The organism is Pseudomonas sp. JY-Q (genome assembly GCF_001655295.1).
GTDB classification, from domain to species: Bacteria; Pseudomonadota; Gammaproteobacteria; order Pseudomonadales; family Pseudomonadaceae; genus Aquipseudomonas; species Aquipseudomonas alloputida.
Genome location: NZ_CP011525.1, coordinates 4,507,496 through 4,525,721 on the forward strand (window position 1 = coordinate 4,507,496; position 18,226 = coordinate 4,525,721).

The 18,226-nt window shown below is 63.7% G+C and carries 19 protein-coding genes; 12 read left to right on the forward strand and 7 right to left on the reverse strand.

What is annotated here, in order from left to right:
* Positions 1-2 precede the first annotated feature (2 nt).
* Positions 3-863: a PHP domain-containing protein gene (locus AA098_RS20310; RefSeq protein ID WP_064614956.1), complete on the reverse strand. Its 861-nt coding sequence runs from the start codon at positions 861-863 to the stop codon at positions 3-5.
* A gap of 67 nt (positions 864-930) precedes the next feature.
* On the opposite strand from AA098_RS20310, the gene AA098_RS20315 reads away from it, so the two are divergent.
* The 5 genes from AA098_RS20315 to AA098_RS20335 all read left to right on the forward strand — a co-directional run bounded on the left by AA098_RS20315 (position 931) and on the right by AA098_RS20335 (position 5,108).
* Positions 931-1,524 carry a septation protein A gene (locus AA098_RS20315; protein ID WP_003254547.1) on the forward strand — a complete coding sequence of 198 codons (594 nt, stop codon included), beginning with the start codon at positions 931-933 and terminating at the stop codon, positions 1,522-1,524.
* Position 1,525: 1 nt separating this feature from the next.
* Positions 1,526-1,825 carry a YciI family protein gene (locus AA098_RS20320; protein WP_003254549.1) on the forward strand — a complete coding sequence of 100 codons (300 nt, stop codon included), beginning with the start codon at positions 1,526-1,528 and terminating at the stop codon, positions 1,823-1,825.
* A 629-nt stretch (positions 1,826-2,454) separates the two neighbouring features.
* On the forward strand, positions 2,455-3,132 hold the full coding sequence (locus tag AA098_RS20325; protein WP_003254551.1) for a response regulator transcription factor: 678 nt from the start codon (positions 2,455-2,457) through the stop codon (positions 3,130-3,132).
* Positions 3,133-3,292: 160 nt separating this feature from the next.
* Entirely contained in the window at positions 3,293-3,709 is a 417-nt protein-coding gene (locus tag AA098_RS20330; RefSeq protein WP_003254553.1) for a Spy/CpxP family protein refolding chaperone, read from the forward strand.
* 58 nt (positions 3,710-3,767) lie between these two features.
* On the forward strand, positions 3,768-5,108 hold the full coding sequence (locus tag AA098_RS20335; RefSeq protein WP_003254555.1) for a HAMP domain-containing sensor histidine kinase: 1,341 nt from the start codon (positions 3,768-3,770) through the stop codon (positions 5,106-5,108).
* Between the two features lie 130 nt (positions 5,109-5,238).
* On the opposite strand, the gene AA098_RS20340 is transcribed toward AA098_RS20335, so the two are convergent.
* Positions 5,239-5,796: an NAD(P)H nitroreductase gene (locus AA098_RS20340; protein WP_003254557.1), complete on the reverse strand. Its 558-nt coding sequence runs from the start codon at positions 5,794-5,796 to the stop codon at positions 5,239-5,241.
* A 102-nt stretch (positions 5,797-5,898) separates the two neighbouring features.
* On the opposite strand from AA098_RS20340, the gene AA098_RS20345 reads away from it, so the two are divergent.
* The gene (locus AA098_RS20345) at positions 5,899-7,353 is read left to right on the forward strand and encodes a TrkH family potassium uptake protein (RefSeq protein WP_004576878.1); all 1,455 of its coding nucleotides are present in this window, start codon (positions 5,899-5,901) and stop codon (positions 7,351-7,353) included.
* Here AA098_RS20345 and AA098_RS20350 read toward each other — a convergent pair.
* Entirely contained in the window at positions 7,310-8,371 is a 1,062-nt protein-coding gene (locus tag AA098_RS20350) for an AraC family transcriptional regulator (protein WP_003254561.1), read from the reverse strand. The genes AA098_RS20345 and AA098_RS20350 overlap by 44 nt on opposite strands.
* A 153-nt stretch (positions 8,372-8,524) precedes the next feature.
* Between AA098_RS20350 and AA098_RS20355 the strand changes: the two genes are divergently transcribed.
* Entirely contained in the window at positions 8,525-8,836 is a 312-nt protein-coding gene (locus AA098_RS20355; protein ID WP_003254563.1) for a DUF962 domain-containing protein, read from the forward strand.
* A 38-nt stretch (positions 8,837-8,874) separates the two neighbouring features.
* On the opposite strand, the gene AA098_RS20360 is transcribed toward AA098_RS20355, so the two are convergent.
* Positions 8,875-9,672 (reverse strand): UDP-2,3-diacylglucosamine diphosphatase, encoded by a 798-nt coding sequence (locus AA098_RS20360; RefSeq protein ID WP_003254566.1) that lies wholly within the window; start codon positions 9,670-9,672, stop codon positions 8,875-8,877.
* Positions 9,673-9,799: 127 nt separating this feature from the next.
* On the opposite strand from AA098_RS20360, the gene AA098_RS20365 reads away from it, so the two are divergent.
* Together AA098_RS20365 and AA098_RS20370 are read left to right on the forward strand one after the other, a co-directional pair.
* Positions 9,800-10,567 carry an AraC family transcriptional regulator gene (locus AA098_RS20365; RefSeq protein WP_003254568.1) on the forward strand — a complete coding sequence of 256 codons (768 nt, stop codon included), beginning with the start codon at positions 9,800-9,802 and terminating at the stop codon, positions 10,565-10,567.
* Positions 10,568-10,787: 220 nt separating this feature from the next.
* Positions 10,788-11,678, forward strand: a complete 891-nt coding sequence (locus AA098_RS20370; protein ID WP_003254570.1) for a DMT family transporter — start codon at positions 10,788-10,790, stop codon at positions 11,676-11,678.
* On the opposite strand, the gene AA098_RS20375 is transcribed toward AA098_RS20370, so the two are convergent.
* Positions 11,679-11,960: a SelT/SelW/SelH family protein gene (locus tag AA098_RS20375; protein WP_003254571.1), complete on the reverse strand. Its 282-nt coding sequence runs from the start codon at positions 11,958-11,960 to the stop codon at positions 11,679-11,681.
* 67 nt (positions 11,961-12,027) lie between these two features.
* Between AA098_RS20375 and AA098_RS20380 the strand changes: the two genes are divergently transcribed.
* On the forward strand, positions 12,028-14,214 hold the full coding sequence (locus AA098_RS20380) for a patatin-like phospholipase family protein (protein ID WP_003254573.1): 2,187 nt from the start codon (positions 12,028-12,030) through the stop codon (positions 14,212-14,214).
* Positions 14,215-14,247: 33 nt separating this feature from the next.
* Here AA098_RS20380 and AA098_RS20385 read toward each other — a convergent pair whose 3' ends face one another.
* Entirely contained in the window at positions 14,248-14,685 is a 438-nt protein-coding gene (locus tag AA098_RS20385) for a MarR family transcriptional regulator (RefSeq protein WP_003254575.1), read from the reverse strand.
* A gap of 151 nt (positions 14,686-14,836) precedes the next feature.
* Positions 14,837-16,984, reverse strand: a complete 2,148-nt coding sequence (gene recQ / locus AA098_RS20390; RefSeq protein ID WP_003254576.1) for a DNA helicase RecQ — start codon at positions 16,982-16,984, stop codon at positions 14,837-14,839.
* Between the two features lie 243 nt (positions 16,985-17,227).
* Between recQ and AA098_RS20395 the strand changes: the two genes are divergently transcribed.
* Positions 17,228-17,815 (forward strand): YecA family protein, encoded by a 588-nt coding sequence (locus tag AA098_RS20395; RefSeq protein WP_003254577.1) that lies wholly within the window; start codon positions 17,228-17,230, stop codon positions 17,813-17,815.
* 7 nt (positions 17,816-17,822) lie between these two features.
* Positions 17,823-18,188 (forward strand): YbaN family protein, encoded by a 366-nt coding sequence (locus AA098_RS20400; protein ID WP_003254578.1) that lies wholly within the window; start codon positions 17,823-17,825, stop codon positions 18,186-18,188.
* Positions 18,189-18,226 lie beyond the last annotated feature (38 nt).

The window sequence follows — 18,226 nt, forward strand, 5'->3', positions numbered from 1 at the left end:
GTTCATAGCGCCAAAGGCTGTTCATGGCTGAATCGACGCCACAAAGGTGGCAGATCCTCGGGCAAAGGCCGATAGGCACCGATCTCGCCCCAGGTGCCGGGGCCGTGGAAGTCACTGCCAGCGCTTGCCAGCAGGCCGAACTCACGGGCAAGAATGGACATAGTGCCCACTTGCTCGGCAGGCATCATCCCGTTGACCACTTCAAGCGCCTGCCCTCCTGCCTGAATATAGTCGGCAATCAGCCGCCTGCGCTTGCTGCGGGTCAGGTCGTAGTGCATGGGATGCGCCAGGCTCACCCAGGCGTTGGACTGCCTCAGCGTGGCAACGGTTTCGTCGAGCGTCGGCCAGTGCTGCTTGACGTCGCCCAGCTTGCCGGCGCCCAGCCACTTGCGAAACGCTTCACTACGGTCCTTGACGTGCCCGGCACGCACCAGATATTCGGCAAAATGCGGGCGCGCCGGGGCGTTGCCGCTGTCACCCAGCTCGTGCTGCACGGCGCGCGCGCCTTCAAGCGTGCCGGGCATGCCCTTGGCCGCCAGCCGTTTGTCGATTTCTTCGGCACGCAGCCAGCGGCCGCGGTGCAACGCTTGAATCGCCGCCAGCAATGGCGGTGCGTCGAGCGGGAAATCATAGCCCAGCACGTGAATGGTCGCGCCGCCCCACGTGCAAGACAGCTCCACACCGCTGACCCAGCGCATACCCAGGTCAACGCAGGCCTGGCGCGCTTCGGGCAGGCCTTCGAGGGTGTCATGGTCGGTCAGCGCCAGCGCTTGCACCCCGTGTTCATGGGCCCGGGCAACCAGTACCGAAGGCGACAGGGCGCCGTCGGAGGCCGTGCTGTGACAGTGCAGATCAACATTCATGGAGGAGCGCTTTCGCTGGAATCGATGTTTGTTATTATGCCGTCACATCCCGATTCTGGCTGCCATTGTGAAACAATTCATCGATTTCATCCCGCTGCTGCTGTTCTTCATCGTCTACAAGCTCGACCCGCGCCCCATGGAAGTCGCCGGCCATCACTTCGAATTTGGCGGCATCTACAGCGCCACAGCCATGCTGATCATCAGCTCGCTGGTCGTGTACGGCGTATTGTTCCTGCGCCAGCGCAAGCTGGAAAAGGGCCAGTGGCTGACGCTGATCGCCTGCCTGGTGTTCGGTGGCCTGACCCTGACCTTTCACAGCGAGACCTTTCTCAAGTGGAAGGCTCCTGTCGTGAACTGGCTGTTCGCCCTGGGTTTTGCCGGCAGCCACTTCATCGGCGATCGGGTGCTGATCAAGCGCATCATGGGCCACGCCCTGACCCTGCCTGATGCCATCTGGACGCGCCTGAACCTGGCCTGGATCGCTTTCTTCCTGTTCTGCGGCGCGGCCAACCTGTTCGTCGCCTTTACCTTCCAGGACTTCTGGGTGGACTTCAAGGTGTTCGGCAGCCTGGGCATGACCGTGATCTTCCTGGTGGCGCAAGGCGTGTACCTGTCGCGCCACCTGCACGATGACCCTTCTACCTCCAAACCCAAGGATTGACATGCTCTACGCCATTATCGCCAGCGACGTCGCAAACTCCCTGGAAAAGCGCCTGGCTGCCCGCCCGGCGCACATCGAACGCCTGCAGCAGCTCAAGGCCGAAGGCCGCGTGGTGTTGGCCGGCCCGCACCCGGCCATCGACAGCAACGACCCGGGCGAAGCGGGTTTCAGCGGTAGCCTGATCGTTGCCGAATTCGAATCGCTGGCGGCGGCGCAGACCTGGGCCGATGCCGACCCGTACATCGCTGCCGGCGTGTACGACAAGGTTGTGGTCAAGCCGTTCAAGCAAGTGCTGCCTTGACCTGAGACGGCACGGCCTTCTTCGCTACACAAACCTTCGGATCTGTGCCATCGCCCGTAGGAGCGGGTTCACCCGCGAAGAGGCTGGGCCTGCGGGCCAATCTCCATCCGCCGTTCACCGTTGCCGCCGCTACCGTATTCGCGGGTAAACCCGCCCCTACACAGATTGGTGGTGGACACACGTCGGCGGTTGGACACAGCCCTTTGTAGGAGCGGGTTCACCCGCGAAAGGGCCAGGCCTGCTGGCCAATCTCCATCCGCCGTTCACCGTTGCCGCCGCTACCGTATTCGCGGGTAAACCCGCTCCTACACAGATTGGTGGTGGACACACGTCGGCGGTTGGACACAGCCCTTTGTAGGAGCGGGTTCACCCGCGAAAGGGCCGAGCCTGCTGGCCAATCTCCACACGCTGTTCACCGTTGCCGCCGCTACCGTATTCGCGGGTAAACCCGCTCCTACACAGATTGGTGGTGGACACATCTCGGTGGTTGGACACAGCCCGCTGTAGGAGCGGGTTTACCCGCGAAGAGGGCCACGCGGCACCAGCAGTTATACTCAGGCCATCAGTCTGCGGTATCTTTGCCACTGGCGGGCCGAATAACCGCCGTCAATGGTTGAATTGAGTGAGTCATGAGCGAGCTGTTACTGATTGATGATGACCAGGAACTGTGCGAGCTGCTCGGCAGCTGGCTGACCCAGGAAGGGTTTTCCGTGCGTGCCTGCCACGATGGGCAGAGCGCACGCCTGGCCCTGGCCGAGCATGCCCCTGCTGCTGTGGTACTGGATGTGATGTTGCCCGACGGCAGTGGCCTGGAGCTTCTCAAGCAGCTGCGCAGCGAGCATGCCGAGCTACCGGTGCTGATGCTGTCAGCCCGCGGCGAGCCGCTGGACCGCATTCTCGGCCTGGAACTGGGTGCCGACGACTACCTGGCCAAACCCTGCGACCCGCGCGAGCTCACTGCCCGCCTGCGCGCGGTGCTGCGCCGCAGCCACCCCACCGCCACAACCAGCCAGATGGAGCTGGGTGACCTGGTCTACAGCCCTGCGCGGGGCGTGGCCAGCATCGATGGCCGCGAAATGACCCTGACCCTGTCCGAAAGCCGTATTCTTGAAGCGCTGCTGCGCCAGCCCGGCGAGCCGCTGGACAAACAGGAACTGGCGCAGATCGGCCTGGGCCGCAAGCTGACCCTGTACGACCGCAGCCTGGACATGCATGTCAGCAACCTGCGCAAGAAGATCGGCCCCCACGCCGATGGCCGGCCACGCATTGTGGCGTTGCGTAGCCGTGGCTATTACTACTGCCTGTAAAAACGCCGGGGCCGCTGCGCGCCCCATTGGCGGCACAAGGCGGGGCCTGCACGGGCCCATCATCTTTACTTTGCCTTTACCCTCCCCTGACTGCGCTTGACGGTGATCTCCCTAGACTGTGCTCATCCGGTAATCACCGGCCTATGAAAGGAGAGACACCATGCGCAAGACCCTTATCGCCCTGATGTTCGCTGCCGCTTTGCCGACCGTAGCCATGGCCATGCCAGATGGCGGCCCGCGCCACGACGGCCCGCATCATCGCGGTGATGCGCCTTTCCACCAACTGGACCTGAGCCGCGATCAGCGCCAGCAGATCGGCAAGCTGATGGGCGAGCAAATGCAGCAGCGCCGCGACATTACCGAGCGCTACCTGTCCAAGCTGCCGGCCGCCGACCAGAAAGCCATGAAGGATGAACTGCAAGCCAACCGCGACAAGACCGACAGCGCAGTGCGCAAGTTGCTCACGGCTGACCAGCAGAAGAAGTTCGATGAACTGCAAAAAGAACGCGCCGCCAAGAAAGCCGAGTGGCAGGAGTTCCAGGCCTGGAAAGCTGAAAAAGGCGCCAAGGCCCAGTAAGCTGTCCGCCCCGTGCCCGGCCCGCATCACTGCGGGCCGGGCTTTTCCCGTTTAGGAGGTGCACTTGCGTTCACTGTTCTGGCGCATCCTGGCCAGTTTCTGGCTGGCCATCACCCTGGTCGCAGGCCTGTCGATCCTGCTGGGGCACATGCTCAACCAGGACGCCTGGATCCTCAGCCGCCACCCGGGCCTGAATACCCTGGCCAGCAAGTGGGCCAAGCACTATGAGCAGGAAGGCCTGGAGGCGGCCCAGCACTTTCTGGAACGACGCAAGGACCGCTACAAGATCGACGTGCAGGTGCTCGACGATAGCGGTGAGGCCGTGGTGCCCGGTACCTTTCCACGCCGTGCGGCAGCCTTCGAAGCGCGCCAGCACAATGACCAGCGGCGCTTGCCATGGCGCCGGCTGACCGAGGAATACACCAGCCCCGACACCGGCGAAACCTACTTGCTGATCTACCGCATCCCCCACCCGGCGCTGGATGCCTGGCACCGTGAAAGCCTGCTGTGGCCACTCAGCGCCCTGGGCATTGCCTTGGTCGTGCTGACCCTGTTCAGCCTGCTGGTGACGCTGTCCATCACCCGCCCGTTAAGCCGCCTGCGCAGCGCCGTACACGATCTGGGCCAGACCACCTATCAGCAGAACAGCCTGGCACGGCTGGCAGCGCGGCGCGACGAGTTTGGCGTGCTGGCCAAGGACTTCAACAAGATGGGCGCGCGCCTGCAAAGCACCATTGGCAGCCAGCGCCAGCTGCTACGCGATGTGTCCCACGAACTGCGCTCGCCGCTGGCCAGGCTGCGTATCGCCCTGGCCCTGGCCGAACGCGCCGAGCCTGAGCAGCGGCAAGCGCTGTGGCCACGCCTGACCCGCGAGTGCGACCGCCTGGAAGACCTGATCAGCGAAATCCTCGCCCTGGCCCGAGTGGATGCCGAACAGGCTCATGCCGAACCCGTCGACATCAATGCCTTGCTCGGCAGCGTACGCAAGGATGCCCTGCTGAGCGCACCGGAGCAGGACGTGCGCCTGGAGGCGCAGCCGGGGTTGAACTTGCAGGGTTGGCCAACGCTGATCGAGCGTGCCGTGGACAACCTGCTGCGCAATGCCCTGCGCTTCAACCCGGCGGGCCAGCCGGTCGAGGTCAGCGCCGCACGCGAGCAGGACCGCATCGTGATCAGCGTGCGTGACCATGGGCCTGGGGCGGCAGCGGAGCACCTGGCGCAACTGGGTGAGCCGTTCTTCCGCGCGCCAGGGCAGGAAGCACCGGGGCATGGCCTGGGGCTGGCGATTGCGCGCAAGGCCGCGGAGCGCCATGGCGGTAGCCTGGTGCTGGAGAATCATCCACAGGGTGGGTTTGTGGCCAGGCTGGAGTTGCCCCTGGCTGAAGCGACAGGCAGTTGATGGGGTGTAAAGGTACCTGGCCTCTTCGCGGGTAAACCCGCTCCTACAGGGGATGTGGATGCTGTTGTAGGAGCGGGTTCACCCGCGAAAAGGCCGGAAGCCTTGATACCTGAATCAGCCCAAGGCCAGGTTACTCACCCCAGCCACTGACGAAATCAGCCGTTTCCAGCACCGGCGCTGTCCGCGGCTCGGTCAGCGGCGTGCCGACGTACAGGTAGCCGATCAGCTCCTCGTTCTCGGCCAACCCCAACCCCTTGTGCACATGGGCATCGAAGGCCATGTCACCGGTACGCCACACCGCGCCGATCCCCTGCGCGTGCGCAGCAATCAGAATACCGTGCGCCGCACAGCCCGCCGCCAGGCGCTGCTCGGACTTGGGCACCTTGAAGTGGTCCTGCAACCTGGCCACCACCACGATCAGCAACGGCGCCCGCAGCGGCATCGCACGGGCCTTGTCCAGTGCAGCCTGGCTGGCATCGCCCTTGTGCTGCACGGCTTCGGCGAACAGCTCACCCAGCTTCTCGCGGCCCTGGCCTTCGATGGTAAGAAAACGCCACGGCCGCAGCTGGCCGTGATCCGGGGCGCGCAGGGCAGCCTGGAACAGCGCCTCGCGCTGGGCGGCATTGGGCGCCGGGTCGGTCAGGCGTGGCACGGAAACACGGTTGAGCAATGCGTCGAGAGCCTCCATCGGCTACCCTCCTGGCAGTTGAATGTGCGGCCATTCTAGCGTTTACATCACCAGACCCATAGGTAGAATGGCGCCCTTCCGTTTCGAGTCTGAGCAGATCACATGGCGTTGCCGACCTTAAGGATCATTGGTTTCATCATCGGCATCTTCCTGATTACCCTGGCCGTCGGCATGGCCGTGCCCATGGCGACCCTGGTGATCTTCGAGCGCACCGGTGACATGCCGTCGTTTCTCTGGTCGAGCCTGATCACCTTCATCGCCGGCCTGGCCCTGGTGGTGCAGGGGCGCCCGGAGCATGTACACCTACGCCCACGCGACATGTACCTGCTGACCGTCAGCAGCTGGCTGGTGGTGTGCGTATTCGCCGCGCTACCGTTCCTGCTGACCCAGCACATCAGCTACACCGACGCCTTCTTCGAAAGCATGTCAGGCATCACCGCCACTGGCGCTACCGTACTCAGCGGGCTCGATAACATGTCACCGGGCATCCTCATGTGGCGCTCGATGCTGCACTGGCTCGGCGGTATCGGCTTCATCGCCATGGCGGTGGCGATCCTGCCGCTGCTGCGCATCGGCGGCATGCGCCTGTTCCAGACCGAATCGTCCGACCGCTCGGAAAAAGTCATGCCGCGCTCGCACATGGTCGCCAAGTCGATCGTGGCGGTTTACGTCGGTTTCTCCATCCTTGGTGCGTTGGCCTTCTGGTGGGCAGGCATGAGCCCGTTCGATGCGATCAACCACGCCATGTCGGCTATCTCTACGGGTGGGTTCTCCACCTCCGACCAGTCGTTGGCAAAATGGGATATCCCGGCCGTGCACTGGGTGGCGGTGGTGGTGATGATCATGGGCAGCCTGCCGTTCACCCTTTACGTAGCCACCCTGCGCGGCAACCGCAAGGCGCTGATTCGTGACCAGCAGGTACAAGGCTTGCTGGGCATGCTGGTGGTCACCTGGCTGGTACTGGGCACCTGGTACTGGTACAGCACCAACCTGCACTGGCTCGACGCCCTGCGCCACGTGGCGCTGAATGTGACCTCTGTGGTCACCACCACCGGTTTCGCCCTGGGGGACTACAGCCTGTGGGGCAACTTCTCGCTGATGCTCTTCTTCTACCTGGGCTTCGTTGGCGGCTGCTCTGGCTCGACCGCCGGCGGTATCAAGATTTTCCGCTTCCAGGTGGCCTACATCCTGCTGAAGGCCAGCCTCAACCAGCTGATTCACCCGCGCGCGGTGATCAAGCAAAAATACAACGGTCATCGCCTCGATGAAGACATCGTGCGTTCGATCCTGACGTTCTCGTTCTTCTTCGCCATCACCATTTGTGTCTTGGCGCTGCTGCTGTCGCTGCTGGGCGTGGACTGGATGACTGCGCTGACCGGTGCCGCCGGCACGGTTTCGGGTGTAGGCCCAGGCCTGGGTGAAGTGATCGGCCCGTCGGGCAACTACGCCACGCTGCCTGACGCGGCCAAATGGATTCTGGCGGCCGGCATGCTGCTGGGTCGCCTGGAAATCATCACGGTGTTGGTGTTGTGCATGCCGGCGTTCTGGCGTCACTGAGCACTTCGCCTTCCGCGCCCAGGCGGGCGCGGTACTCGCTGGGCGTGGCATCGAACCAGCGGCGAAACGCCCGATAGAAGTTGCTGGGGTCGGCAAAGCCCAGCAGGTAGGCGGTTTCCAGCAAGGTCATACCCGGCTGGGCCAGGTATTGTTCGGCCAGTTCGCGGCGGGTGTCGTCAAGCAAGGTCTGGAAGCTGGTGCCTTCCTCCTGCAGCCGCCGTTGCAAGGTGCGCTGCGACAGGTGCAGGGCCTGGGCCAGGGTTTCGCGCTTGGGCTCACCCTGCGGCAGGATGCGGCACAACACCTGGCGTACGCGGTGGCTAACCCGGCTTTCGGAGAAGCGTGCCAGGTACTCGCCGGCAAACCGGTCGTGCAGCACCGCCATGGCCTCGTTCGCGGTCGGCAGCGGCGCCTCCATGTCGGCCCGCTCGAACACCAGTGCATCATGTGGGGCGCCGAACACCAGCGGCGAATGGAACGCCACCTTGTAAGGCTCGACATTCTTCGGCTGCGGCCCCTGCACCAGTACCCGCCGCGGCTGGACCGGCCGGCCACTGAGCCATTTGCACAGCGCCAACGCACAGGCCAGCGACGCTTCGGCGCTGTGCCGGGTTGGCGGCAGGTGGTCACCGTGCACGGTCAGAATCAGCGAATAACCCTCGGGACCGAGGACAAAACTGAGGTCGGAGCTTTCGGCGATGATGCGCTGGTAGCGCACCAGGCGCTCGAAGCCCTCGGCCAGGGTGCGGCTGGACATCAACGCATAGCCCACCACATGGAACGACGCCGGGCGGACCACCCGTGCCATGTTCAGGCCGATGGCCTCATTGCCCGACAGCTCCACCGCCAGCAGCCAGAGGCGGGTCATGGAGTCTTGCGGAAAACGTGCATCGGGGTCGTCGAGGGCGGCAAAGTCCAACCCCAATTGCTTGAACATGGCTCTGCAATCCAGCCCTTCCAGTTCAAGTGCCTTCACGATCCCTGATGCCCAACTGGCTGACGTTGTTCTTTCGCTCATGACAGGCTTCTTTTACCAACCGCTCCTGCGGTGAACCCCAAGGATACTCATTTGGCGCCTATTGTCACTGGTAGGCCCCGTCAGTCACTCTAGACTCGAATCAGGCTCCACGCCGTGTATCTTGTCCAGAAGTATTAATCCCGGAGCACTGCCATGAACAGCACAGCGCAGTTTCGCAGTTTTGCCGAGTTCTATCCGTACTATCTGGGGGAGCACAGCAACCCCACCTGCCGCCGCCTGCACTTCGTCGGCACCAGCCTGGTGATAGCGCTGCTGGCCTACACCATTGGCAGTGGCAAATGGTTGCTGCTGCTGGCCGTGCCGGTGTTCGGCTATGGCTTTGCCTGGGTCGGGCACTTCTTTTTCGAGAAGAATCGGCCAGCGACCTTTACCTATCCGCTGTACAGCCTGGCCGGGGATTTCGTGATGTTCCGGGATATCCTGCTGGGCAAGCTCAGGCTGTAAGCGTCCGAGGCCGCTTGGCGGCACTCTGCCCTCGGCCCCTAAGCCGGCTCGCGCAACGCCGCCACGGCCTGCGCTTCGGCCAGCCGATACAGTTCGACGCTGCCATCCCAATGCTCGATCAGGGCCGTGCACGACTCCACCCAGTCCCCGCAATTGAGGTAGTCCACCTCACCCACCTTGCGTATCTCGGCATGATGGATATGCCCGCACACCACTCCATGAAACCCACGACGGGTGCATTCATGGGCAATGGCATTCTCGAAGTCGCTGATGAAGTTCACCGCGCCTTTCACCTTGTGCTTGAGGTACGCCGACAGCGACCAGTAACCATAGCCATACCGCGCTCGCCAGTGGTTGAGCCAGCGGTTGAGCACCAAGGTGAATTCGTAGGCGCGATCACCCAGAAACGCCAGCCAGCGGTGGTAACGGGTAATCACATCGAACTGATCGCCATGGACCACCAGCAGTCGGCGGCCATCAGCTGTCAGGTGCTCGGCCTCGTCTACCAGCTGAATGTTGCCCAGAATCAACTTTGAGTAGCGGCGCAGGAATTCGTCATGGTTGCCGGTGACGTAGATCACCTCGGTACCGCGCTTGCTCATGGTCAGCAGCCGGCGGATCACGTTGGTGTGAGCTTGCGGCCAATAGATCCCGCCGCGCAGTTTCCAGCCATCGATGATATCGCCCACCAGGTAGACGCGGTCAGCCTGGTAGCCCTTGAGGAATTGCGACAGGTGTTCGGCCTGGCAGTCGCGGGTACCCAGGTGCACGTCGGAGATCCACAGGGTACGCACGCGTTGCTTGCGCGAGGGGCGGGACAGTTCGGCATGGCTCATGGGCAGGCTCCGGCGCAGTTTGCTGGAGACTGGCAGGCGTGCATGACAGCGCCATGGCAAAACAGTGACGAGTGATGGCGTGCAGGGATTGAGGCACAATGGGCGCCTGCCCTGCGAGGAAGCCCCCATGACCGCCGGCCCGATCCTCTCGCTGCGCCATTACCGCGACAGCCTGATCGCCCATAGCCACGAACACCCGCAACTGGTGTTCGGCCTGCGCGGCCGCCTGGAGTTCGAGGTCCAGGGACATGGCGCCGGCATCGATCGCCAGGGGCTGATCGTGGTCCCGGCGGGTGCTCATCACACGTGCGCCAGCGATGCCGGCAGTGATTGCCTGGTGCTTGATGTGCCAGGGGAGCCTTGGCTGCGCGAGCACCTGGGCGAGCATGCCGATGCCAGCCGCCGCCTGCTCGACCGCCCCGCCGCCGTGAGCCTGGATGAGCGCCAGCAGCAACTGGTGGACTGGCTGGCGACCAGCCCCGTGCACGACCCACTGATTGCCCGTCAAGGCGCGGCACTGCTGCTGGCCAGCCTCAACGCCACGGCGGCAGCCAGCGTGCACGCCAGCCAGCGCCTGCCCTACAGCGCCTTCGATGCGCATATCGAGCAACATGCGGCTTACCCGCTGCAGGTAGCTGACCTGGCGCGCATCGCCGGTCTGTCCAGTGCCCGGCTGCATGCGCGCTTTACCACTGAGTGCGGGATGACTCCGATGGACTACATTCGCCAGCGGCGTTTGCTCAAGGCGCGGCGGCTAATCGTGCAGACCGTGCTGCCGATGGGCGAAATTGCGGCGCAGGTGGGGTATAGCTCGCAAAGTGCCTTTTCAGCGGCGATGCTACGGGCGTTCGGGTGTACACCTTTGGCTTTGCGGCGAGAGTCTGGCGATAACTGACAGCAGTCTTGCGACAGAACGTGTTCGCCTGAGGCTTTAGACTTTGCCTTTACCGGCCCTTTCGCGGGTAAACCCGCTCCTACAAGATGCCCCCGCCTGAAGGTTGTGCAAAACCTGTAGGAGCGGGTTTACCCGCAAAAGGGCCGGCACAACCTGTGGGAGCGGGTTTACCCGCGAAAGGGCCGGCACTGCCTGTAGAGATCTTCATCAAGGACCCATCATGAACCACCGCACCGCCCTCGGCGCACTGCACATTGGCGCGCTGTTCTTCGGCCTTACCGGCGTCTTCGGCAAACTGGCCGCCAGCGCCAGCCCGGCGATCATTGTCTTCGGTCGCGCCGCCTTCGCCGTACTCGCCCTGGCCCTGTTCGCCAGCCTGGCCGGCCCGGGCTGGCAACGCGTGAGCCGCCAGGATACGCGCCGCCTGCTGCTCGGTGGTGTGCTGCTGGCCGGCCACTGGGTCAGCTTCTTCATCGCCGTCAAAGTGGGCGGCGTAGCCATCGCCACCCTCGGCTTCGCCAGCTTCCCGGCCTTTACGGTGATCCTCGAAAGCCTGCTGTTCCGCGAGCGTATCCACCGTAACGAAGCCGTCTTGGTCGTGCTGGTCAGCATTGGCCTGATACTGGTCACACCGGCATTCGACCTGGCCAGCGAAGCCACCGGCGGCCTGCTCTGGGCACTGCTCTCGGGCCTGCTGTTCTCGCTGCTGTCACTGACCAACCGGGCCGGCTCCGGACGTTTGCCTGCAGTGCAGGCCGCACTGTGGCAAAACCTGGTGGTGGGCCTGTGCCTGCTACCGTTCGCGGCGCCCGGCCTGGCCGACGTTGCGACCCTGGACTGGCTGTGGATCGCCCTGCTCGGCATTTTCTGCACGGGGGTGGCGCACAGCCTGTTCGTCGCCAGCCTGGCAGTGATCAAGGCGCGCACCGCTGCGGTCGTGTTCGGCATGGAGCCGGTCTACGGCATTGCCGTGGCCTGGGCAGTGTTCGCCGAAACACCTACCGTGCGCATGCTGCTGGGCGGCGCGCTGATCATCTTCGCCATCGTGCTGTCCAGCCGCCTGGCTGCCGAGCAGCCGCCCAGGCAGCGGCCACTGACCGAGGGCGCCTGATCAGCGGTCGTTGTGACCAAGGTCACGCTGCGGGTCGACCAGGTCGCGCACCCGCTGCTTCAGTGCCTTCGCCTCGGGGAAACCGCCGTCGGCCTTGCGCTCCCAGATCTGCACGCCATTGCAGGTGATGCGGAAGACACCCCCGGTGCCCGGCTCCAACGCAACCCGGCCAAGGTCGTCGGCAAAGGTGCTGAGCAGTTCCTGAGCCAGCCAGGCCGCACGCAGCAGCCACTGGCACTGGGTGCAATAGGTGATGACGATTTCCGGCTTGTTGTCAGCCATGGTGAAACATCTCCAGGTAAGGGGCCGCTTATACTAGCGGTCTTTAGCCCACGGTTTGAGAGTCACGATGCGCCGTCTGCTGTTCTGTTTTCTGCTCGCACTCACCTCGCTTACGGCAATCGCTGCGGAACCCGCCAGGCCCAAGGTCGGCCTGGTGTTGTCTGGCGGTGCTGCCCGTGGCCTGGCCCACATCGGCGTGCTCAAAGCACTGGAGGAACAGGGTGTGCGCATCGACGCCATCGCCGGCACCAGCATGGGCGCGGTGGTCGGCGGCCTGTACGCCTCGGGCTACAGTGTCGAAGAGCTGGAAAAACTTGCGACCACCCTTGACTGGCAACAGGCGCTCTCCGATGCCCCGCCGCGCAAGGATGTGCCGTTCCGGCGCAAGCAGGATGACCGTGACTTCCTGGTCAAGCAGAAGCTCAGCTTTCGCGACGACGGCAGCATGGGCCTGCCGCTGGGTGTGATTCAGGGCCAGAACTTGTCACTGCTACTGGAAAGCAAACTGGCGCATACCGCCGACACCCGCGACTTCGATAAGCTGCCCATTCCTTTCCGCGCCGTGGCTACCGACATCGCCAGTGGCGAAAAAGTCGTGTTCCGCCGGGGTCACCTGCCCCAGGTAATCCGCGCCAGCATGTCGATCCCCGCCGTGTTCGCCCCGGTCGAACTGGACGGCCGCTTGCTGGTGGACGGCGGGATGGTCGACAACATTCCGGTGGATGTGGCCCGCGAAATGGGCGTGGACCTGGCCATCGTGGTCGACATCGGCACCCCGCTGCGCGATCGCAAGCAATTACTGACAGTGGTCGACGTGCTGAATCAGTCGATCACTTTGATGACCCGGCGCAACTCCGAAGAACAACTGGCCAGTCTGCACCGCGACGACATCCTCATCCAGCCATCGCTGACCGCCTTCGGCGTGACTGACTTCGGCCGTGCCCGCGACATGATCGACGCCGGTTACCGCGCCACTCGCCTGCTTGACCCACGCCTGGCCACCCTGCGCCAGCTCGAGGGCGACGCCAGCCTGGCCGTGGCCCGCTCGCCGCGCCAGCGCACGCCGGTAATTACCGCAATCCGGATCGAAAACGACTCCAAGGTCAGCGATGATGTCATCCGCTCGTACATCCGCCAGCCGATCGACGCACCGCTGGAACTGGGCCGCCTGCAGACCGACATGGGTACGCTGTATGGCCTGGACTACTTCGACAGGGTGCAGTACCGCGTGGTGCACAAGGGCAACGACAATACCCTGGTGATCAACGCCCGGGGCCGACGCGGCGGCACGGACTACCTGCGCCTGGGCCTGAACCTGTCCGATGACCTGCGCGGCGACAGCGCTTTCAACCTGGGCGCCAGCTACCGGGTCAACGGCATCAACAGCCTTGGCGCCGAATGGCTGACCCGCGGCCAGATCGGTGACCAGCAAGCGCTGTACAGCGAGTTCTACCAACCCCTGGATGTGGGCTCACGCTACTTCATCGCGCCGTACCTGGACCTGGGCTCGCAGAACATCGAAGCCACCCTGGACAACGACCCGGTCGCCGAGTATCGCCTGGAACGCTATGGCTTTGGCCTGAACGTAGGCCGGCAGATCGGCAACAGCGGTGAAGTGCGCCTGGGCGTGGGCAAGGCCTGGGGCGAAGCCGAGGTGCGCATCGGCGACCAGGACCTGCCCAAAGTCAGTTTCAACGAAGGTTTCTACGAGCTGAAGTACTCGTTCGACACCCTCGATAACGTGTACTTCCCGCACCATGGCGAGGATATCGGCCTCACCTTGCGCAAATACGACAAGTCGCTGGACTCCGACCAGGATTACCGGCAGTGGCTGTTCACCCTGGACAAGGCCATCAGCAGCGGGCCGAACACGTTCGTACTGGGTGGGCGCTACGGGCGCACGCTGGACGACACCGAAGTGGTGACGTCGAGCTTTGTGATGGGCGGGGCGCGAGAGCTGTCAGGCTTCCGCCAGGACTCGGTATCGGGGCAGAACGTGAGCCTGCTGCGCATGGTCTATTACCGCCGGCTGACGCCACGGGCCTATGTGCCGCTGGACTTCCCGCTGTACATCGGCGGCTCGCTGGAGCGTGGGCGGGCGTGGAACAATGACAACGAATTCGACAGTGGGTACATCAATGCGGCGAGCATCTTCCTGGGGCTGGAGACGCCTCTAGGGCCGCTGAACTTCAGCTACGGCGCCAACAGTGCGCATGAACAAGCGGTGTACCTGAACCTTGGGCACACCTTCTGAGGCTTGCACTGCACCTGCAACGATGGGGGGAGCTCAGGACTTTTCGAGGTTGGCCAGGATCTTGGCATGCACGCGCATACAGACCTGCAAGTCCGCCTCGTCCACGCCGGTAAACAGCTCTACCCGCAGTTGGTTGGCGATGGTCTCGATCTGATCGATCAACGGCTTGGCCGGCGGGCACAGCACGATCTTCTTCGCCCGCCGATCCTCCAGCACCGCCTGCCGGCGCACCAGCCCTTGCGCTTCCAGGCTGTCGAGCAGACGCGCCAGGGTCGGGCCCTCGACACCTACGCTCTGGGCCAGCTCACGCTGGGTCGGGGCGTCTTCGAAGCGCGCCAGGTGCAGCAACACCAGCCAGCGCGCCTGGGACAGGTTGAGCCCGGCCAGGCGGCGGTCCAGCTCGGCACGCCAACCTCGGGACATCTGGGCCAGTTGCATGCCAAAGCGGTGTTGGTTGTCGTTCAGGGGCATAAGGAACTCATTGGAGTAGATCTAATTATTAGGCAGCTAACCATGCCCTGCCCCACGAGGCAAGGCTCGGCCATGGTTACGCGTTCGATAATCGTCAAAAAGCATGACAAAGGTCAGCAGATGGCGCTTCTGCCTTCGATCCTGCATGCGTTTACAATTCGAATTCCGCCGCCAGCGCTGCGCGCACGCAATAAAGTACGCCCTCCGGCACCCGCGCCCCGAACTGCGGGGCAATGGCCGACACCGGTGGCAGCTCACCCTCGCCATCAAGAAAGGCGTCCTGCACCTCCATCATCAGGTCTTCCGGCAAGTCGATGGCCTGGTCCAGACTCAGCTCCTGGCGGCCCAGCGCCTCGGCCAGCAGGCTATACACATTCTTCTCGCTGCAGTTGAGCTGCCCGGCGATCTGCGCCGGGGTCATGCCGGCACGGGCCAGGCTGACCAGTTCGTGGCGCAGGTCGAGCACCACTTTCGGTGCCTCGTCGGTGCCACCGCTGCTGTTCAGCACTTCGAGGAACGCCTGGCCGTAGCGCTCCAGCTTGCGCGCCCCCACACCGCTGACCTGGGCCATGTCGCTGAGGCTGACCGGCTGGCTGCGCAGCATCTCCAGCAGTGTCGAGTCGGGGAAGATGACGTAGGGTGGCACACTGTGTTCTTCGGCCAGCTTGCGGCGCAGGGTACGCAGCGCTTCCCACAGATCGCGCTCTTCGGCACGCACCAGCTGGCTGGCCGGGCTGCCGCCGCTGGACGACGAGGTTTTGGCCGTGGTCTGCGGTTTGAGATCACGGCGCAGTTGCAAGGTCACCTCGCCGCGCAACAGCGGCCGGCAGCTGTCGGACAGGCGCAGACCGCCGTAGCCTTCCAGGTCGATATCGACCAGGCCGCGCGCCACAAGCTGACGGAACAGTGAACGCCACTCGACCTCGGCCAAGCCTTTGCCAACGCCGAATACCGACAGCTTCTCGTGGCCGAAATTGCGCACCTTCTCGGTGTCCTTGCCCAACAGCACATCGACCAGGTGGCCTACACCATAGCGCTGGCCGGTGCGGAACACCGCCGACAGCGCCTGGCGGGCCGGCTCGGTGGCGTCCCAGGTCTGGATGTTGTCGACACAGTTGTCGCAGTGCCCGCACGGTTGTTCGAGGGTTTCGTCGAAGTAGGCCAGCAGCGACTGGCGGCGGCAGCGCGTTTCTTCGCACAGCGCCAGCATGGCGTCCAGCTTGTGCTGCTCGATGCGCTTGTGGCGCTCGTCGCCTTCAGAGTTCTGCAGCATCTGCTTGAGCATCACCATGTCCTGCAGCCCGTAGGCCATCCAGGCATCGGAGGGCAGGCCGTCACGGCCGGCCCGGCCGGTTTCCTGGTAGTAGGCCTCAAGCGATTTGGGCAGGTCGAGGTGAGCAACGAAGCGCACGTTGGGCTTGTCGATACCCATGCCGAAAGCAATGGTAGCGACCATGATCAGCCCTTCCTCGTTGAGAAAGCGGTGCTGGTTGGCCGCACGTGTCTCGGCGGCCAGGCCGGCGTGATACGGCAGCGCAGGGAACCCCTGACTGCAGAGGAAGGCGGCGGTTTCGTCGACCTTCTTGCGCGACAGGCAGTAGACGATGCCAGCGTTGCCACGACGCTCGCCGAGAAAGGCCATCAACTGCTTGCGCGGTGCCTCCTTGGGCACGATGCGGTAGAAGATGTTGGGCCGGTCGAAACTCGACAGGAAGCGCTCGGCGCCCTGCAGGTGCAGGCGCTGAACGATCTCCTCGCGGGTTCGCATGTCGGCCGTAGCGGTAAGCGCAATGCGCGGCACATGCGGAAACAGTTCGGCCAGCTGACCCAGCTGCAGGTACTCGGGGCGGAAATCGTGACCCCATTGCGAAACGCAGTGGGCCTCGTCAATGGCGAACAGCGAGATGTCCAGATCGCGCAGGAAGTCGAGCATGCGCGGCTGCACCAGGCGCTCCGGCGCCAGGTACAGCATCTTGACTTCACCACGGCGCAGGCGCCCGGCCAGTTCACGCTGCTGCTCCGCCGTCAGGGTAGAGTTCAGGGCGGCCGCAGACACACCCAGCTCGTCAAGGGTGGCGACCTGGTCGTCCATCAGCGCGATCAGTGGCGATACCACCACCGTCAAGCCCGGGCGCAGCAGCCCCGGCACCTGGAAACACAGCGATTTGCCGCCACCGGTGGGCATCAGTACCAAGGCATCGCCGCCATTGGCCACGCATTCGATGATCGCTGCCTGGCGCCCACGGAAACTGTCGTAGCCGAAGATGTCCTTGAGAACGCGCTGAGCCTGTTCGAGCATGTGCAACTCCAAATCGCCGTACCATCCTGGATAAAGGCTGGACGAAAAACCCGCCCCGCACACGCCAAATGCGTAAGCGGTTTTTGCCAGGCAGCCGTTAAAACCTGCCCCTGGATGAAAAATCGCGGAGTATACCGCAGCACCGCGCTGCACATGCACCGCGGCGATAGACGTTCCCTTTGCCCCGCTGCCGCTGCAAGGTGCTAGAATTCGTTATCGTTTATTCCCCAAGGTAGCCCTGTAATGTCCTTCGCCGAGCAACTGACCCGCCTGCAAGCCTTCCTCGACGCCGACGAGCTGCACGAAGAAGCGCTGGACTATGTCGCCGCACACGGCTACCTCACCGCTCTTTCGATCAACGCCGAGGACGTGCCCGAGCGCGAGTGGATCGACGCCCTGTTCGCCGAGGAGCCGCACTACGCCAGCGAAGCCCAGCGCACCGAGATCGAGGCCACCCTGGTGGCGCTCAAGGCGCACATTGCCCGCCAGCTGGCCAGCGACGAAGAATTCGACCTGCCCTGCGAGCTCGACCTGACCGATGAGCCGGACGATTCCGACCTGCGCGGCTGGTGCATCGGCTTCATGGAAGGCGTGTTCCTGCGGGAAGAGGCGTGGTTCGAAAACGCCGAGGAAGAAGTCAGCGAAATGCTGCTGCCGATCATGGTGGGTTCGGGGTTGTTTGACGAACAGCCAGAGTTCGCCGATATCGCCAGCAACGCCAACCTGCAGGATGACATGATCGTGCAGATCCCTGAGGCACTGAGCGCACTGTTCCTGCTGCTGCACGCCCCTGACGAAAAACCGGCGCTGCTCAAGCCACGCCACCACTGAGCAACCTGTGCGCTACCTGCTGCTGGCCACTGGCTGGCTCAGCGTCGCGCTGGGGGTGCTGGGGATATTCCTGCCGGTCTTGCCCACCACCCCATTCCTGCTTTTGGCGGCGGCCTGCTTTGCCCGCAGCTCGCCGCGCTTTCACCACTGGCTGGTCCATCATCCCAAGCTGGGACCATGGATCCGTGACTACCTCAGTGGTGAAGGCATCCCCCTCAAGGGCAAGGTCTACGCCATCGGCCTGATGTGGGCCAGCATTGGCCTGTCGTGCTACCTGGTCCCGCTGTTCTGGGCACGTACCTTCATGCTGACCAGTGCCGTACTGGTTACCCTGTACCTGCTCAGGCTGAAAACCCTGCACAAGCCAAAGTGACAATATTTTGTCGCCAAATATCGCTTTCGCCTAATCAA

Coding starts and splice junctions, on each gene's coding strand:
- AA098_RS20320 (WP_003254549.1), top strand. CDS start 1,526: ATGCTCTACGCCATTATCGCCAGCGACGTCGCAAACTCCCTGGAAAAG.
- recQ (WP_003254576.1), bottom strand. CDS start 16,984: ATGCTCGAACAGGCTCAGCGCGTTCTCAAGGACATCTTCGGCTACGAC.
- AA098_RS20340 (WP_003254557.1), bottom strand. CDS start 5,796: ATGGAGGCTCTCGACGCATTGCTCAACCGTGTTTCCGTGCCACGCCTG.
- AA098_RS20345 (WP_004576878.1), top strand. CDS start 5,899: ATGGCGTTGCCGACCTTAAGGATCATTGGTTTCATCATCGGCATCTTC.
- AA098_RS20370 (WP_003254570.1), top strand. CDS start 10,788: ATGAACCACCGCACCGCCCTCGGCGCACTGCACATTGGCGCGCTGTTC.
- AA098_RS20365 (WP_003254568.1), top strand. CDS start 9,800: ATGACCGCCGGCCCGATCCTCTCGCTGCGCCATTACCGCGACAGCCTG.
- AA098_RS20385 (WP_003254575.1), bottom strand. CDS start 14,685: ATGCCCCTGAACGACAACCAACACCGCTTTGGCATGCAACTGGCCCAG.
- AA098_RS20310 (WP_064614956.1), bottom strand. CDS start 863: ATGAATGTTGATCTGCACTGTCACAGCACGGCCTCCGACGGCGCCCTG.
- AA098_RS20355 (WP_003254563.1), top strand. CDS start 8,525: ATGAACAGCACAGCGCAGTTTCGCAGTTTTGCCGAGTTCTATCCGTAC.
- AA098_RS20380 (WP_003254573.1), top strand. CDS start 12,028: ATGCGCCGTCTGCTGTTCTGTTTTCTGCTCGCACTCACCTCGCTTACG.
- AA098_RS20375 (WP_003254571.1), bottom strand. CDS start 11,960: ATGGCTGACAACAAGCCGGAAATCGTCATCACCTATTGCACCCAGTGC.
- AA098_RS20360 (WP_003254566.1), bottom strand. CDS start 9,672: ATGAGCCATGCCGAACTGTCCCGCCCCTCGCGCAAGCAACGCGTGCGT.
- AA098_RS20330 (WP_003254553.1), top strand. CDS start 3,293: ATGCGCAAGACCCTTATCGCCCTGATGTTCGCTGCCGCTTTGCCGACC.
- AA098_RS20350 (WP_003254561.1), bottom strand. CDS start 8,371: ATGAGCGAAAGAACAACGTCAGCCAGTTGGGCATCAGGGATCGTGAAG.
- AA098_RS20395 (WP_003254577.1), top strand. CDS start 17,228: ATGTCCTTCGCCGAGCAACTGACCCGCCTGCAAGCCTTCCTCGACGCC.
- AA098_RS20325 (WP_003254551.1), top strand. CDS start 2,455: ATGAGCGAGCTGTTACTGATTGATGATGACCAGGAACTGTGCGAGCTG.